Annotated in this window: 17 protein-coding genes and 1 pseudogene; 8 read left to right on the top strand and 10 right to left on the bottom strand. The window is 37.9% G+C overall.

The window, feature by feature from the left end; all coding sequences use genetic code 11:
• Positions 1 to 95 precede the first annotated feature (95 nt).
• The 3 genes from BAOM_RS16710 to proC all read right to left on the bottom strand — a co-directional run bounded on the left by BAOM_RS16710 (position 96) and on the right by proC (position 2,915).
• Positions 96 to 641, bottom strand: coding sequence for a MerR family transcriptional regulator (locus BAOM_RS16710; protein WP_127761253.1), 546 nt, complete (start codon positions 639 to 641; stop codon positions 96 to 98).
• A gap of 220 nt (positions 642 to 861) precedes the next feature.
• Positions 862 to 1,875, bottom strand: coding sequence for an NADPH dehydrogenase NamA (namA, locus tag BAOM_RS16705; protein WP_127761252.1), 1,014 nt, complete (start codon positions 1,873 to 1,875; stop codon positions 862 to 864).
• Positions 1,876 to 2,069: 194 nt separating this feature from the next.
• Entirely contained in the window at positions 2,070 to 2,915 is an 846-nt protein-coding gene (proC, locus tag BAOM_RS16700; protein WP_127761251.1) for a pyrroline-5-carboxylate reductase, read from the bottom strand.
• Positions 2,916 to 3,497: 582 nt separating this feature from the next.
• Here proC and BAOM_RS16695 point away from each other — a divergent pair.
• From BAOM_RS16695 to BAOM_RS25210, 4 genes and pseudogenes are all read left to right on the top strand, one after another.
• Positions 3,498 to 4,460, top strand: a complete 963-nt coding sequence (locus tag BAOM_RS16695; RefSeq protein ID WP_127761250.1) for an MBL fold metallo-hydrolase — start codon at positions 3,498 to 3,500, stop codon at positions 4,458 to 4,460.
• Between the two features lie 4 nt (positions 4,461 to 4,464).
• Positions 4,465 to 5,256 (top strand): SDR family NAD(P)-dependent oxidoreductase, encoded by a 792-nt coding sequence (locus BAOM_RS16690; protein WP_127761249.1) that lies wholly within the window; start codon positions 4,465 to 4,467, stop codon positions 5,254 to 5,256.
• Between the two features lie 163 nt (positions 5,257 to 5,419).
• The gene (locus BAOM_RS16685; RefSeq protein WP_127761248.1) at positions 5,420 to 5,938 is read left to right on the top strand and encodes a DUF3221 domain-containing protein; all 519 of its coding nucleotides are present in this window, start codon (positions 5,420 to 5,422) and stop codon (positions 5,936 to 5,938) included.
• Positions 5,939 to 5,947: 9 nt separating this feature from the next.
• Positions 5,948 to 6,085, top strand: a pseudogene (locus BAOM_RS25210) (acyl-CoA dehydrogenase); the annotation flags it as partial.
• A gap of 88 nt (positions 6,086 to 6,173) precedes the next feature.
• Here the strand turns inward: BAOM_RS25210 and BAOM_RS16675 are convergent.
• The 3 genes from BAOM_RS16675 to BAOM_RS16665 are packed head-to-tail and all read right to left on the bottom strand — an operon-like array spanning position 6,174 to position 9,905.
• A complete protein-coding gene (locus BAOM_RS16675; RefSeq protein WP_164853269.1) occupies positions 6,174 to 7,346 on the bottom strand; it encodes a Ger(x)C family spore germination protein in 1,173 nt (390 codons plus the stop codon).
• Positions 7,343 to 8,821 (bottom strand): spore germination protein, encoded by a 1,479-nt coding sequence (locus tag BAOM_RS16670; protein WP_127761246.1) that lies wholly within the window; start codon positions 8,819 to 8,821, stop codon positions 7,343 to 7,345. Before BAOM_RS16670 ends, BAOM_RS16675 begins: the two co-directional genes overlap by 4 nt.
• Positions 8,808 to 9,905: an endospore germination permease gene (locus tag BAOM_RS16665; RefSeq protein ID WP_127761245.1), complete on the bottom strand. Its 1,098-nt coding sequence runs from the start codon at positions 9,903 to 9,905 to the stop codon at positions 8,808 to 8,810. The genes BAOM_RS16670 and BAOM_RS16665 overlap by 14 nt, the downstream gene beginning before the upstream one ends.
• 120 nt (positions 9,906 to 10,025) lie before the next feature.
• On the opposite strand from BAOM_RS16665, the gene BAOM_RS16660 reads away from it, so the two are divergent.
• Entirely contained in the window at positions 10,026 to 10,346 is a 321-nt protein-coding gene (locus tag BAOM_RS16660) for an iron-sulfur cluster biosynthesis family protein (RefSeq protein ID WP_127761244.1), read from the top strand.
• 72 nt (positions 10,347 to 10,418) lie between these two features.
• Here BAOM_RS16660 and BAOM_RS25590 read toward each other — a convergent pair whose 3' ends face one another.
• Together BAOM_RS25590 and BAOM_RS16650 are read right to left on the bottom strand one after the other, a co-directional pair.
• Positions 10,419 to 10,718 (bottom strand): TIGR04104 family putative zinc finger protein, encoded by a 300-nt coding sequence (locus BAOM_RS25590; protein ID WP_127761243.1) that lies wholly within the window; start codon positions 10,716 to 10,718, stop codon positions 10,419 to 10,421.
• Positions 10,719 to 10,720: 2 nt separating this feature from the next.
• The gene (locus BAOM_RS16650) at positions 10,721 to 11,644 is read right to left on the bottom strand and encodes an alpha/beta hydrolase (RefSeq protein WP_127761242.1); all 924 of its coding nucleotides are present in this window, start codon (positions 11,642 to 11,644) and stop codon (positions 10,721 to 10,723) included.
• A 104-nt stretch (positions 11,645 to 11,748) separates the two neighbouring features.
• On the opposite strand from BAOM_RS16650, the gene BAOM_RS16645 reads away from it, so the two are divergent.
• Positions 11,749 to 12,003 carry a YqkE family protein gene (locus tag BAOM_RS16645; RefSeq protein WP_127761241.1) on the top strand — a complete coding sequence of 85 codons (255 nt, stop codon included), beginning with the start codon at positions 11,749 to 11,751 and terminating at the stop codon, positions 12,001 to 12,003.
• 56 nt (positions 12,004 to 12,059) lie between these two features.
• Here the strand turns inward: BAOM_RS16645 and BAOM_RS16640 are convergent, their stop codons facing one another.
• Complete coding sequence (locus tag BAOM_RS16640) at positions 12,060 to 12,968, bottom strand: aldo/keto reductase (RefSeq protein ID WP_127761240.1); 909 nt, start codon at positions 12,966 to 12,968, stop codon at positions 12,060 to 12,062.
• Positions 12,969 to 13,086: 118 nt separating this feature from the next.
• On the bottom strand, positions 13,087 to 13,245 hold the full coding sequence (gene mciZ, locus BAOM_RS16635) for a Z-ring formation inhibitor MciZ (protein ID WP_127761239.1): 159 nt from the start codon (positions 13,243 to 13,245) through the stop codon (positions 13,087 to 13,089).
• A gap of 74 nt (positions 13,246 to 13,319) precedes the next feature.
• On the opposite strand from mciZ, the gene BAOM_RS16630 reads away from it, so the two are divergent.
• Entirely contained in the window at positions 13,320 to 13,871 is a 552-nt protein-coding gene (locus BAOM_RS16630; RefSeq protein WP_180319790.1) for an NUDIX domain-containing protein, read from the top strand.
• Positions 13,872 to 15,035, top strand: a complete 1,164-nt coding sequence (locus tag BAOM_RS16625) for an endonuclease Q family protein (protein ID WP_127761237.1) — start codon at positions 13,872 to 13,874, stop codon at positions 15,033 to 15,035.
• Positions 15,036 to 15,075 lie beyond the last annotated feature (40 nt).

Raw genomic sequence — 15,075 nt, 5'->3', positions numbered from 1 at the left:
GGCAGTAAGACTTCCACCTAAAGCTTATAAGGAAGCAAAGAAGATAGGTGGGGGATGAAGAGAATCCCCACTGATGCAAGTTTCACTGTATATAATTAGTTTGTTTGTGCTTCTTTTTTGGAGGAGCGAAAAAGAGTGCTGAAAAATGGCTTTTTCTTTGATTTTTCTGTTGAAGCTGCTTCGTCGAAGGCAAGGAAGCAGTCGGCTTGTGAGGCTACTTCTAGTTTGGTTTGGAGCGTTTCGATTTGTTGAGTTAGCTCGCAAACAACGCTTTGTAACTCTTCAATTTCGTTTCGGTGTTGTAAGATTTGGTATGAAACGACATCATCTGCTTTTGTTGATAATTTCCGTTCAAGATGTTCAATTCTCTCTACTAGCTTGTCATACATCTTACTTTCATCTTTAGATGGTTTGTTTGCTGCTTTTGCCTTCCGTACTTTTTTTTCATGAATTTTCATGTTTTGCAGAGGGGTACCATTTTTCAGTTGTTCCTGAACCTGCTGGAGTAAAGCTACATCTTCTTCTGAAAATCGATAATGCTTAAGGGGAGTTCTTTCAATCTCTAGGCTTAATTGTGTGATCCAACGAAGAACGGTTTTAGGAGAAACACCTAATAATTTGGACACTTCATTTGTATTCATAGTATTCTCCTCCTCATTAATATTTACAGGCCGCTATAGTTAATAAGAAGAATTCTAGCTTTGATAGTTAATTCCTTTCAGGGTGACAAAACTAGTATTCTTTCGCTAAAGAAAGTGGTTTTTCGAGGAGTTTTATTGAGACAGAGCAAAATCCCGCTGTATGATGGGATTTTGCTTTTGAGTAGTTGTTTCACTATGAATTCGTCCTAAATAATCTTCTTTACCAGCCGCGCTTGTATGGCGTAGGTGCTTCTATTTCATAGCGAAGTTCTTTTGCCGCGTTTCTTGGCCAATAAGGGTCGCGTAACAGTTCACGACCGATAAAAATAAGATTGGCGCGCTCATTTTGTAAAATTTCTTCCGCTTGGATGCCAGTTGTAATTAACCCAACTGCTCCTGTAGCAATAGAGGCTCCGGATTTGATCGTTTCACTGAACGGTACTTGGTAGCCTGGATAGACAGGAATAGAAGCGGGCACAACAGCTCCAGAACTTACATCCATTAAGTCGACTCCATCTTCCTTCATCCATTTACTTATTTCGATATACTGCTCTGCTGTCATGCCGCCTTCTTGATAATCATGAGCAGAAATACGTACAAATAGTGGACCTTCCCATACTTGCTTTACTGCAGCGATGACTTCTTTCACGATTTTATAACGATTTTCACTAGAGCCGCCGTATTCATCATTTCGTTTGTTGCTTAGCGGTGAGAGAAATTCATTTAGTAAGTAACCATGAGCGGCATGTAGTTCAATGACATCAAATCCTGCTTTTTTTGCTCGTGCTGCTGCTTGTTGAAAGGAGAGGATTGTTTTTTCAATATCAGCTTGTGTCATTTCTTGGGGCTGTTTATAAGTCTCATTAAAAGCAATGGGTGACGGTGCGTAGATGTTGCCTGGTACTGTTGCTTTTCGACCTGCGTGAGCGAGTTGAATGCCTGTTTTTGCTCCTTGCTCTTTCATCATTGATACGAGCTGTGACAGTCCTGGTAGCTGTTCATCATTCCAAATGCCTAAGTCATTAACGGAAATCCGACCTTGAGGATCAACCGCTGTTGCTTCTAGAATAATTAAACCTACACCGCCAACTGCTCGGCTTGTATAATGCGTTACATGCCAGTTTTTAACGTGGCCATCTTCCTGACTAGAATACATACACATCGGTGCCATAACAATTCGATTTTTAAAAGTTACACCTTTGATAGTATAAGTAGAAAAAAGCTTAGCATTCATGTTAATCTCACTCCTTATTTCCTTAAATATGAAATTTAGTATAGCAAGTAAAAAAACAATTAGCTAAACATTCGATTTATCCCACACTTAAAGAGTAAAAAGAGCATGAATCAAAAGAGGCATATCCTGTCCCTTTTAATCAGGCTCTTTTTATACTTAAGAATCTAGCGAAATTGGCATAAAATCATGCCGATTTAGCGGGGAACAGCATATTGTGCAAGCTTGTCACTAATTTGTTTCCCCATTCGTTTGGATTGTGCAGTTGCTTCCTCAATACACGCGATAAAAGCTTGATCGACTTCATAATTTTGTAGTACTTTTAATCCTGCTTCGGTCGTTCCGCCTGGAGACGTCACTTCTTTTCTTAAAGTAGCTGGTGATTTTGTGGAATGCTTAAGCATTTGGGCAGCACCTAGCATTGTTTGAATGATTAATTGTTTAGCAGTATCGGCATCAAGGCCGAGATCTTGTGCTGACTTTTCCATTGCTTCAACAAGATAATATAGGTAAGCAGGGCCGCTGCCGGATAGACCTGTTACAGCGTCTAGCTGCTCTTCTTCAACAACGACGACAGAGCCGATCGTTTCAAAAAGCGTAATCGCTGTTTGACGTTGTTCCGCCGATGTGTACGCATTTGTACTAATCGCTGTGGCTGATTGCCCGACCGTTGCGGACGTATTAGGCATCGCGCGAATAACGGCTACCTCTTTTGCCGCAATTCCCTCAAGGCTTGCGGTATGAACACCTGCTGCAACAGAGACGAGCATCATCTCAGTTGTAATATATGGTTGAATGGATTGCATGGTAGCTAACATATCTTTTGGCTTTACAGCTAGTAAAACAACGTCGGCTTCTTTCATAGCTTCTTGTATATTCCGTGTCCCTGTTACACCATATTTTTCGTTTAAGGATGCTAATCTAGCTTCATTTGATTTGTTTGTTACGTTAATATTTTTAGGATCTACCACTTGTTGGGCTACTAATCCTGAAATAATAGCCTCAGCCATAGAACCTGCCCCAATAAAGGTTATTTTCTTCATTTTCTTTCGCTCCTTTGTTAAAGTCAAAGGCTCTGTTAGCGAATGTAGCCATGTTTACATCGCATTATGTAACAAAGCCAAATAAAAAAAGATCTCTCATCCATAAAGGACGAAAGATCTTGCTTCCGTGGTACCACCTTTGTTCAACTTTCTCTTTTACGTTCGCTGAAAGCTGCGCTTTAAGATCCTTTAACGTTGGATATACGTCAGGTTTTCCTGAAGGCTCATAAGGTAGGTTCAATACATGAGAGGGTGGTGAAGCCTTGCAGCCAAAAGCGAGCCTCACTCTCTATTCACCGTCATCTATTTACTTGGTCTTACTCATAGCCAAACGATTTAATTACTTGTGATTATGCAGGATAAACAAGTAAACTGTCAATATATAATGTATGCACGATACAAAAAAATAACCACAATTATGCGAAAATAATGACAACATCCAAGAGAAAATGTAAAATATGGATTATATAAGTGTAAGGCTGTTGTGTAACAAATTTTTAATATAATGCTTTGTTAAAGGCTCTTGGCAATCAACAGCATCGTATAACAAAGCCCAATATAATGTTTAAGGTGGATAAAATAATGGTGAACTGGGAGAATAATATCGCAAAGATTGCATTGCCAACACCGTTTGCGGTTGGTGACGTAAATGTATATGTTGTAAAAGGAGATGCTTTAACTTTAATTGATACAGGTCTTAAAACGAAGGAGTCAAAAGAAGCGCTCGATTATAAATTAGGTGAATTAAAGTTGAAAGTAGAAGACATTGAACAAATCGTTTTAACGCATCATCATCCTGATCATGCTGGTGCACTTGATTTATTTGCCCAAGATGTGCCTTTGTATGGCCATAAAAATAATCAGCGCTGGCTTGATGGGAGCGATGAGTTTTTACATATGTGTAATCAATTTTTTCTTGAATATGCAGATTTACTGGGAATTGAAGAAGAGTTAAAAGGGAAACTAACTTACTCTAAAAAAGAGAGAGCATTTTATAATGGAAGAAAGCTTGCTGCTTTTTTAACAGAAGGCGATGAAATACCGGGTTTACCTAATTGGAGAACGATTGAGACGTTAGGTCATGCACAAAGTCATATATCATTGTATCGAGAAAGTGATGCCGTATTAATCGGCGGTGACCATGTAATTGCTAAAATATCACCCAATCCGATTATAGAGCCTCCACTTTCCCCTGGTGAAGAACGTCCAAAACCATTGCTTCAATATAATGAATCGCTAAGGAAAATACTGAATTTTCCAATTTCGAAAGTGTATTCAGGGCACGGAGAGGAAGTTGAAGGTGTAGAAGAATGGGCTCAATTTCGTATGAACCGCCAGCATGAGCGTGCGATGCAGGTGAAAAAAATGCTGGAAGAAAAGCCGTTAACTGGATTTGAAATTTGTAAGCGTCTATTTCCGAAAGTGTACCGCAAAGAAACTGATTTGACGATGTGGGAGACGATTGGTCAATTAGATTATTTAGAAGACTTAGGGGAGATTAAAAGTGAAATCCAATCGGGTTTAACACTTTTCTCTATTGCGTAATAAGATGACAAGATTAAGAGGAAAAATTGTTGTTATTACAGGAGCTTCTGGCGGGTTAGGAAAAGAGATTGCAATTCAAGCAGCTAAACAAGGAGCCAGTATTGTACTGCTTGCAAGAAGTATGGATAAATTAGTAGCATTGCGTAAGACACTTATTGATACGTTCGGTGTTTCTGTATTTGCATTTGAACTTGATGTCGCGAATTCGAATGAGGTGCAAGCCGTTTTTGAACGAATTGTGAACGAGGTTGGGGAAGTTGATATTTTAGTGAATAATGCGGGGTACGGCATTTTTAAAGAAGCTGCTGAAACCGATATAGATGAAGCTAAAGCGATGTTTGATGTCAATGTACTCGGTTTAATGGCTTGTACAAATAACGTACTTTCTTCGATGAAACGTCGGAAAGCAGGGCATATTATTAATATTGCGTCCCAGGCCGGTAAAATGGCTACACCTAAATCATCGCTCTATTCGGCAACTAAATTTGCTGTACTAGGTTACTCAAATGCGCTGCGAATGGAAGTAAAAGAAGAGGGGATTTCTGTTACAACCGTGAATCCTGGCCCTATTGAGACAAGCTTTTTTGAAACGGCTGACGAATCGGGTAACTATGTCAAAAACATTCAAAAATTTATGTTAAAGCCGGAAGCGGTTGCTCAAAAAATTGTTGAATCCATGTTGACGAATAAACGAGAAATCAACTTACCGGGTTGGATGAATGTGGCGAGTAAGTTGTATTATTTATTTCCTGCAACAGCTGAACTAGTTGGGAAACGAGCTTTTTTCAAGAAATAAAATACTAGCAAGCTGTACTAAAAAGATATACTTTGGTACAGCTTTTTTGTTCAAGGCTATGTTATGGAAGTTTCACTTTATTTTTAATAGCGTTTGTTTCTTGATCCTGCCTTTTGGAAGATGAATGGGTACATATATTTAAAAAACATAAGGAGGCAACATTTTGAAGCGAAAGCTGATAAATTTATTATGTTTGTTTGTGATAATCGGGTTAGTCGGTTGTCACCCTTCTGATACTCAGAAAGAGCGGATTGAAAAAGGGGACACAGGGTTTATTACCGACCTTGATGACAAACGGGTTTTAATTAAAAGTACCTATTATAAGATGACGAAGGAGACCCTTATTCAAGATTTGAAGGGCAGAGAGCTCTCCTATGAGGATTTAGAAATTGGAATGAAAGTAAAGCCATGGTATATAGGAGAGATTAAAGAATCGTTCCCGGCGAAAACGAAGGCAAAGTTCCTTCTTGTGCTGACCGACACCCAAAGCATAGCTGAACAAGAGGCCGTCACGAAAGCGATTAATCACGTGACAGAAGCTGCAAGTCAACGATTTATGGTTCTGCATGTACTCTATGAGGTGAAGGAAAAAGTTTATAGCATTGAGATGATGAATCGTTCTAATACAGACACAAGTTTTACGGTTATGGTAGATGAGCGTAAGAATGAAGTTCTGTATTAATCTGTATAATTAACATTAAAAGCTGTGCAAGCCGATATGCTGCATAATGGAAGGTTATTTGGAAAAAGTAATCCGTCACGAAGATTACGTGAAACCTATTTCTTTGCAAACTTAACTCCAGCGGTTAAGCAATTAGAAAAAATGTGACACAATACTGTGACAATCAACTAAAAAGAAGCTGGCTTGAAAATTTGCATTTTCGAGCCAGCTTCTTTTTCTATTTGCAGAAGTATAATTATTTTCCGAGAATCTCTTTATCTTTAAATGGTTTTGCTTTTAATATGCCTGTGTTGGCAAGCTTAACATCTATATGAATGGCTTGAAGGGCATCTCTGTGTAAATAATCATTTGGCTCATTAAAGTGATGAGCTTGCCAAAATCTGAGCTCTTTTCGATAGAGCGTTCCACCTAAATTAAGCGGGTCAGCGTTGTTTCTTAAGCCTGCTTCAAATGTTTTTCGGATGTCTTGGGCGATTGAAGATTTTAGTGATTTCTCTAGAGCCTTTATACTCTTATGAGATGTAAGTCCTAGAATACGTCCTGATACAGAACAATGAATGATAAACTTTGCTTGATTTCCTTCTATGATTGGTTTAATCTTCGTCTTTGGATGTGCCATGGAAAAATAGGCAAATCCATCTTTTGTTTGGATGTCAACAGGCGTTCTCGTTGTATCTTTTGTCATCCAGCGAACACCTGCCAATTCTTCTTCTGAATACCATGGTTTGGATTTATTGTAGAATAAGGTATAGGCACCATCAATGGTGAATGTTTTTAGTTTCTTCTTACTATTATCCTTCCAATCTTTTGCATTCCATGCAATGGACGGGACTATGGCTGTTACTGCTGCTTCTCGATATTCGGCAATAAATTCTTGAATCGTAATGGGCCTGATGAAAGAGCGGTTTCTATATACTTCATCAGGAAAATGAAGCTCAGAATACATAGGAGATAAATTGAAAAAGCCAGTAATCTTAAGGAGCTCATCTAGTGGCTTTTTCGTAACAAAAAAATTGCTTGAATAACGGATAAAGTTATTACGAAAAGCAGCGTCAATAATGTCATTAATATCTTGCTTTAAGGCATTTTCTGTCAGGATAAACGTATGAACGTGTCCAAGAAATAAACGTTGCTGTGCTGTTTTGTATAAGTTATTAATCGCTTCTGTAATCGTTTTTCCACTATTATGACCTATATAGGATCTTGAAGGAGTAGTTGGCTTTACTTCTTGTTTGGCTACTCCAGCGAAATCAATTAGTTGGACATATACAATATACTTTCCGTCTTTATAATCAACCCCGAAAGTTGTGACATAGTGTATGTCCTGTATGTTTTTTTGATCCCAGCAACCAGATAAGAATAGCAGACAAATCATGAGTACCAAGCCTTTTTTTATAATCCTTTTCATGTTTGCCCCCCTTTTCTTGTTTGATCGATTGTTGATTCGTTCCTTTTGCTCGCCCATTTCCACGGCTTTTTTAAGAAGGAAACAACCATTTTGTGTAGAGTAGCAGGTGAGAAATCATTCATGTATGGAATGCCAAATGATTCTAAGCTTGATAGGAGAGCGGTTGTTATAATAAAACCGATAATTAAGCCATATATGCCAAGAATAGAGCTAAGAAACAGAATCGCAAATCGAAGTACTGTGACAGCACCTGTTAAAGCTTGGTTAACAAGTGTAAATGAAGCAACAGAAGTGATGGCTGCGACTACAAGCATTGTTGGGGATGTTAAGCCTGCACGAATGGCTGCATCTCCTACAATTAATCCTCCAACAACAGCAACCGTTTGTCCAACAGCTTTTGGAAGACGGACGCCTGATTCGCGAAAAAGTTCAAATAATGCAAGCATAAGAAACATTTCCATAGTTGCAGACAGCGGTAAACCAAGACGTGAGACACTGATTGTGGCAAGTAAGGTAAACGGGATTTGTTCGATATTAACGGTAGAAAGCGCGACCCAAAATCCAGGTATTAATATTGAGAGAAAAAAACCTCCAATACGCAAAATTCGCTCAAATGAAACGTAAAAAAAAGGAAGGTTAGAGTCTTCCGCTGTTTTTACTTGTAGAAGTAATGTCGTGGGAGCGACGATAACTGTTGGCTGCCCATCAATAATTAGTATGAATCGCCCTTGATTTAAACACTCGACACAATAATCAGGACGACTTGTATAATCTGTCAGCGGAAAAAGGTTGAGTGTATGTTCTGAGATTAACTCTTGTAGTTGTTGACTACTTGTTAGAATATCAATATTTAGCTCATTTATTTTTGCTGTAACGGTGGTCACTAAAGAAGGTTCAATAATATCATCCATATATAACAGGACAACTTTTGTTTGACTACGTTTACCAACAATGAATTCTTTTACTGTGAGGGTGGAAGTTCGTAATCTTTTTCTGATTAAGGCGACATTGACGGATACATCTTCAATAAAGCCATCGCGTGGTCCACGAATAGACACTTCAAAAGCAGATTCTTCTGGCTGACGATTTGGGACTTCGGGGACGGCAATTGAATATAGTTGTTGTTTTTCTTCAATAAAAATAAGTACTTCTCCACCAAAAATGAATTGGTATAAAGATTCGGAGTTACCATCAAAGGGTATTGAACGAAAATCCATTAAGGTATTTGTAAAGGAGTCATCTCGTTGTTTATTTTTATCTTCTTCAATATAAATAATTTTTTCGAGATCTTCTAAAATATGGTCATTCAATTCTGCCATATTGACGAGACTAGGAGCAAAAAAAACGAGCATTTTGACTGGACGATTGGTCGTACTTGAAAAAATTGTTTTAAAATGAACATCAGGGCTATTGGAAAATTGATTACGAAAGGTATCATCTGTATATTTTTTAGTTTCGTTTTTAAACAGCTTCATTTTTCTTCACCTTTCTTCTTGGTTTCAATAGGGCACAAATAAAAAACAGAAGTCCGAGTGCGTGTAGAAAATAAGCGGTATTTGTAAAATAATAGTTTTTCATAAAGGTGTAAAACGTAATATTGCTCCATGGGATAAGCGGCATGATTACGACTAATAAAGAAAGAAACATAAGAATGATTTTTTTGACAGCTGGTTTTTGAAGATTTAATAAATCGACAATCATAAACATAGGTAAAACAACGCGAATAAAGGCACCTGCCAGCCATTGATAAATAGAGAAAAAATCTGTATGTGAAATGTATTTGCCAATTTTTAATAAGCGCCATTGTTCATAAGAAGGATGGCGTAATTCGCTAGATAAAATAGGACCAAATTCAGCAAGTGCGCCAGTAATCGGCCCAACCATAAGGATGATTAACATAATCGTTAAAGAGACGAGTGTTTTCGCTTTAAATCGTTTGGCATCTGTAAAGTGATGTTGCAAAATAACAAGAAAAAGAAGCTCTAAAAAGCCATTGGAGGCATAAATAATCGCTTTTGCTCCATGAAAATAGCCTTGTTCAAACAATGGAAATAAAAAATGAAAATTTTTCTTTGGCATATTCCCAGTAGAAACGAGGATGCCTAATACAACGACAATAGGTAGCAGTAGAGCTGAATTAATCGATATAGCACGAAGCCCTGCCTGTGCAAGAAAAAAACAAACAATAGCAAAGGGAAGGACGATTGCAAGTAATGGCGTTTCAAAAAGAAAGCTCGATATAACCCAATCTACCGTATCTTTAATGGTGACGAGTATAATTGATAGTAGATAAAGAATGATCAGCCAAATCGTTACTTTAGCGAATCGTTTTCCTATTCTATTTTCAAGCCATATATGGAGGGGTTCCTGTTGCTTTCGTCGTAAAATAAATAATAAAAGAACAACAAAGAAACAAGCAATTCCGCATGTAACTAACGTCCAAAACCAAGCATCTCGACCAGCTGTATCAAAAAGAATAGGTATAATCATCACATGATTAAAGAGACCGATGGATAGGGAGAGTACAAAAAACATCTGCGTCGAATCAATTTTTTTCATAATAAAGACTCCGGCTATTTTTTTATAGCTTAAGCGGAAAAGTAAAAAATATTCAGTAGGGGAATGATTCAACAGAAAACGATGGATTATGTATAATGAATAAGTTAAGGAGGGGCTTATATGTATATTGAATGGACAGAGAAAGCTTTAACGAAAGTAACGGAGAAGATGAATGGAGATAGTGGGTATCTGCTATTAAAATACGATACAGATGATTGCGGCTGCGCAGTTAATGGAGTAACCGCGCTTTGGCTCGTTCAGGAGCTGGATGCAGATTTCGAGAAGATTGATACGAATGGTCCAACTATCTATGTAGAGAAGTCGAAAATGATTTATTTAGATGAAATGATGAAAATTGATTTTGTAGAATCAGCGAATTGTTTTATGCTTAAAAGTCCGAATGAAATTTTAAACCCGCGGCTTAGTTTTTATCGGAAATAGTTTACACGAATAAGGCTGTCTTGAAGTTGATTAACTCTTAAGACAGCCTGGTGTATGTTCAGCAACATACCACTACCACATTGGTTCATCCTTATTGTTTAGCTTATATAGAAAGGGCATCCAAATCAGTGCTAAAACAATTGTTATGAATTGTAAAGATACAATGACTTTAATAGGCAAGTTGAATGATACTAATGGCACGGAGCTTAAGCAAGGCATGACTGACAATAGGCTTATTTGGTTTCTTGACTTTTTTGATATATATTGAAATGTTTTGCAGGAGGAGCATTTGAGCTTATTTTTAAACGTAAACATTTTGCAAAATGTTTCTCTCCAACTCCATTTAGCATAACAATGCTGACAGGTCGGCATAATTAAGCACCTTCTTCTTTATCATAAACATATGTTTCTAAAAATAGTTTAATTTGTGTTTCATATTCTTCAGGATTTTCGTTATAGGACTGGGCATGAGCCCCTTTTTTCGCTAAGTAAATCTGTTTTGGCCCTCTTTTTTGCTCGTATAAGGCTTGTGTCATGGAGGCAGGAATGAAACGGTCGGGTTCACTATGGATAAATAAAATGGGTTTTTGAATATTGTTTACATAGTCAATTGGAGAGACCTCACTTGTCCAGTAGCCATCGCGAAGTTTAATGAAAGCGCGACCGATTGGGAAAACAGCCCATGACGGTACAGGAACTTCCTGGCTCATTTGATGTTTAATTTGTTCCTCGAAGTTTGAGAAGGGACAATCAACGATATAAAAATCAGCCGTATCTTCAAGCATCCCAGCGTATAAAAGTGTCGTTACGGCTCCCATCGATTCACCGTGAATACCAAGCATAATGTCGTTTCCTTTGCGTTTCTTTACCTCAGCTATAACGGCTTGTAAATCAAATTTCTCATAATGACCGTAACTGCTCGTTTTACCGCCGGATTCACCATGACGGCGATGATCGTAGATAACGGCATTAAATCCAAGTTTCATAAACATATCGGCATATTTAAAAGAATTGATTTTATTTTCGGTAACACCGTGACAAATAATGATCCATTTTTTTGTATTATGGGGTTCGATTAATACACATTTTAACGAATAGCCTTCTGGAGAGGGAATGAGGAGTTCTGTTCTTGGTAATGCTCCGAACTCTTTTACACTAAAACGTTTCGCCTCAATTTCGCGATTTTGTATAAAGGCATCTTCTTTTTTCTTCATAAACATAATGCGATTGGACATATACATTCCGATGCCTATTACATAACTTAGAATGCCTGCGATAATAACCCACCATTTTTTCATGAAATTCCCTCCTCTTGCTATTATTGTATCATTCTAAGCAAGAAATCAAAACAGAAGTTGTGTCCCATGATATAATAGTGGCAACGTAAGGGAGGGGTTTACTAATGAGCAAAAAACAATCGCGTACTCATACGTCAAAAAAACAAACTCAAGATGATTCCTTAAAATTAGGGGATCTCATTAATGGAGATATCATGTCTAAGCTTCGCCAAACACAAAAAGAATTAACAGAAGCTGCACAGGTAAAAAAAGAAGCAGAAGAAGCGAGAAAGCGTGAAGAACGGAAACGACGCGAGAAAAATAAATCGTTTGAAGAGCTGTTAGAGGAAAGTAATTTAGATTGGAAAAATTATAAATAAAGAAAAGTCCCATATGTCATGAAACGGATATATGGGACTTTTTCGCAGATAAAGGATTAATCTCGATGGATATGATACACATTCGCTTTTGTAAGCTGGCGTAATACTTGCAGTTCTTCAGAAGATAGAGTTTTACTTCGAACAGCTTGACAATTTTCACGCAATTGAGCGACAGAGCTTGCTCCAGGAATTACAGCAGCGACAGTCGGTTCAGCGAGAACATATTGCAGAGCTGTTTCATTCATTTTTCGAGGAGACAACTTGTCCTTTAATAACGGAAGCAGTTCTTTTAATTCATTATAGCTGTAGTCTAAATATCCGTCCGCGTTTAATTTACTTAATATGCGTTCACTTAATAATCCTTTTGCCACAGGCCCGCGAGCGATGATGCTAATGTTTTGTTCTTTTAATAAGGGAAGCCATTCTTCAGGACGACGGTCAAGCAAGCTATATTGCATCATAACTGAATCTATATGAGATTTCGCTGCATATTGTTTAATGACATTTGGTCGAATAGAAGAAATCCCGTAAGCGCGAATATAACCCGCTTTTTTTAATTCCTCAAATGTATCAATTACTTCGTCTATATTGTCTTCCATTGTTCCTCCATGAAGTTGATACAAATCGATATAATCCGTTCTTAGACGTGTTAAGCTATCTTTAACGACTGTTTTGATGTAAGCACTTGAAGCATCCCAACTCCAGCCATTTCGGGCTTCATTCCAACGATTTCCGACTTTCGTTGCGAGGATGACTTGATCTCGGCAGGTTTTTAAAGTTTGACCGACAATTGCTTCATTCATGCCGTAATCATATAAATCAGCTGTATCAAAATATGTAATCCCTTCCTCTAAAGCAGCATGAATAATATCCGCCGCTTTTTTTTCATCGGTTCCAAGTGACATACAGCCTAATCCGATTTCTGAAACCTTTATTATAGAGCTTCCTAGTTTTCTTGTTTTCATTGTATGTACTCCTATTTCTCATTTTCTTCCTCATTTTACCTTAATTTTTAGTGGAGCGTGAAATGATTTGTTTTTTCATCATTTCATGAAAAAGAGGCTATTTGTTAGCCTCGATAGATTAAACAGTTTTTCGTTGTGAAGCAACAGTTTGTTGATGAACATCAGTAATCCATTCGTTCACATATCGATAGTGATGTTGCGATTCTTGGAGTTTTTGTTTAATTTCCCACGCTTTACCCGAGAATACAATACCTTTTTCCAACACGTATATTTTCATCAAATCGACCTCCACTGTTATTATGGTAAAATATATGAAGTTTCATGCTAAATAGAACAAAGGAAGTGGACAAGTTGAAAAAATTTGAAGAAAAAACATTGTCGTCACAAAAAATATTTACGGGAAAAGTGATTAGCTTACAGGTAGATGACGTTGAATTACCGAATGGAAAGACAAGTAAGCGAGAAATTATTAAGCATCCAGGTGCGGTTGCGGTCATTGCTATTACAGACGATGGGAAAATTGTGATGGTTGAACAGTATCGAAAAGCAATGGAAAGAAGCTTAGTGGAAATTCCTGCAGGAAAGCTTGAACCAGGGGAAGAGCCATTAAAGACGGCAGAACGTGAATTAGAAGAAGAAACAGGCTATGTATGCGAGCGACTGGAGCATGTCATTTCTTTTTATACATCCCCAGGGTTCGCCGATGAATTAGTGCATGTATATGTCGCTCATCAGTTATCGAAAAAAGAAGATGCTGCGTCATTAGATGAAGATGAATTTGTTGAAGTGATTGAGCTAACACTAGAGGAGGCGCAACAATATATAGAGGAAGAAAAAATTTATGATGCAAAAACAGCGTATGCTGTGCAGTATTTGCAACTAATGGAGGCGTTACAAAAATAGATGAAAGACTTGTATGCTGATTTACATATTCATATCGGCAGGACCAAGAGCGGCAAGGCCGTTAAAATTACCGGAAGTAAATCATTAACACTTCAGCATATTCTTGAAGTAGCTAGTCACCGTAAAGGCCTAGATTTAATTGGTATTATCGATTGCCATTCACCAGAAGTAATTGGAGAAATAGAAGAGCTTATTCAAAGTGGTGAACTATTTGAACTGCCAGGAGGAGGCCTGCGGTTTCAACAGATGACAATTATTCCGGGAGTGGAAATTGAAATTTATGATGAACATTGTTACGGACCGATTCATGTGCTTGGCTTCTTTCCGAGTATTGAAACGATGAAAGCTTTTTCAAGTTGGATGAGTGGTTATGTGAAAAACATTCATTTAAGCTCACAGCGTATCTATTGTGATGGAGTGACTCTGCAAAATAAGGTTCGTTCATTAGGGGGACTGTTTATTCCAGCACATGTGTTTACTCCCTTTAAAAGCCTTTATGGAAAAGGAGTCAAAACAAGCTTAAGTGAAGTGTTCGACCCAGCAAAGATTGATGGGATTGAACTGGGTCTTAGCTCGGATACACCAATGGTACAGGATATACAAGAGTTGCAGAAATACGTATTTCTAACAAATTCTGATGCGCATTCATTAGGAAAAATTGCTCGTGAATATCAAAAGCTTCGATTAGAAGAAGCGAGCTTTTTAGAATTGAAAAAAGCATTGCAAGAAGTAGAGGGGCGAGCTATCGTTGCGAATTATGGCTTGAATCCGCTGCTTGGCAAATATCATGAAACGGTTTGTGGAGAATGCTATCAAAAGGTGAATGCCGGAGAAACATCTTGTCCAATATGTCACAGCAAACAGATTATCAAGGGAGTTTCAACGAGAATTAAAGAGCTATCTAGTAAAATTGAACATCATCGACCACGCCCGCCTTATATTCATCAAGTACCACTCGATTTTATTCCAGGCCTCGGGCCAAAATCATTGGAGCGATTGCTTCAGGCGTTTGGGACAGAAATGAATATTTTACACCGAGTAGCGATAGAGGAATTAGTCGAGGTTGTTCCCGACAAGCTAGCTCATTATATTGATTTAGCTAGAAATGGGAATTTGTCTTTTGAAGTAGGTGGAGGCGGCAAATACGGGAAAGTTAAAATGTAACGCATAAATCCAAACAACTCACATAGATTCTAGTAAGTGG

The organism is Peribacillus asahii (assembly GCF_004006295.1).
GTDB lineage: Bacteria > Bacillota > Bacilli > Bacillales > DSM-1321 > Peribacillus > Peribacillus asahii_A.
The sequence above is the reverse complement of the archived record's forward strand: the minus strand, read 5'-3'. Positions and strand labels throughout refer to the sequence as shown.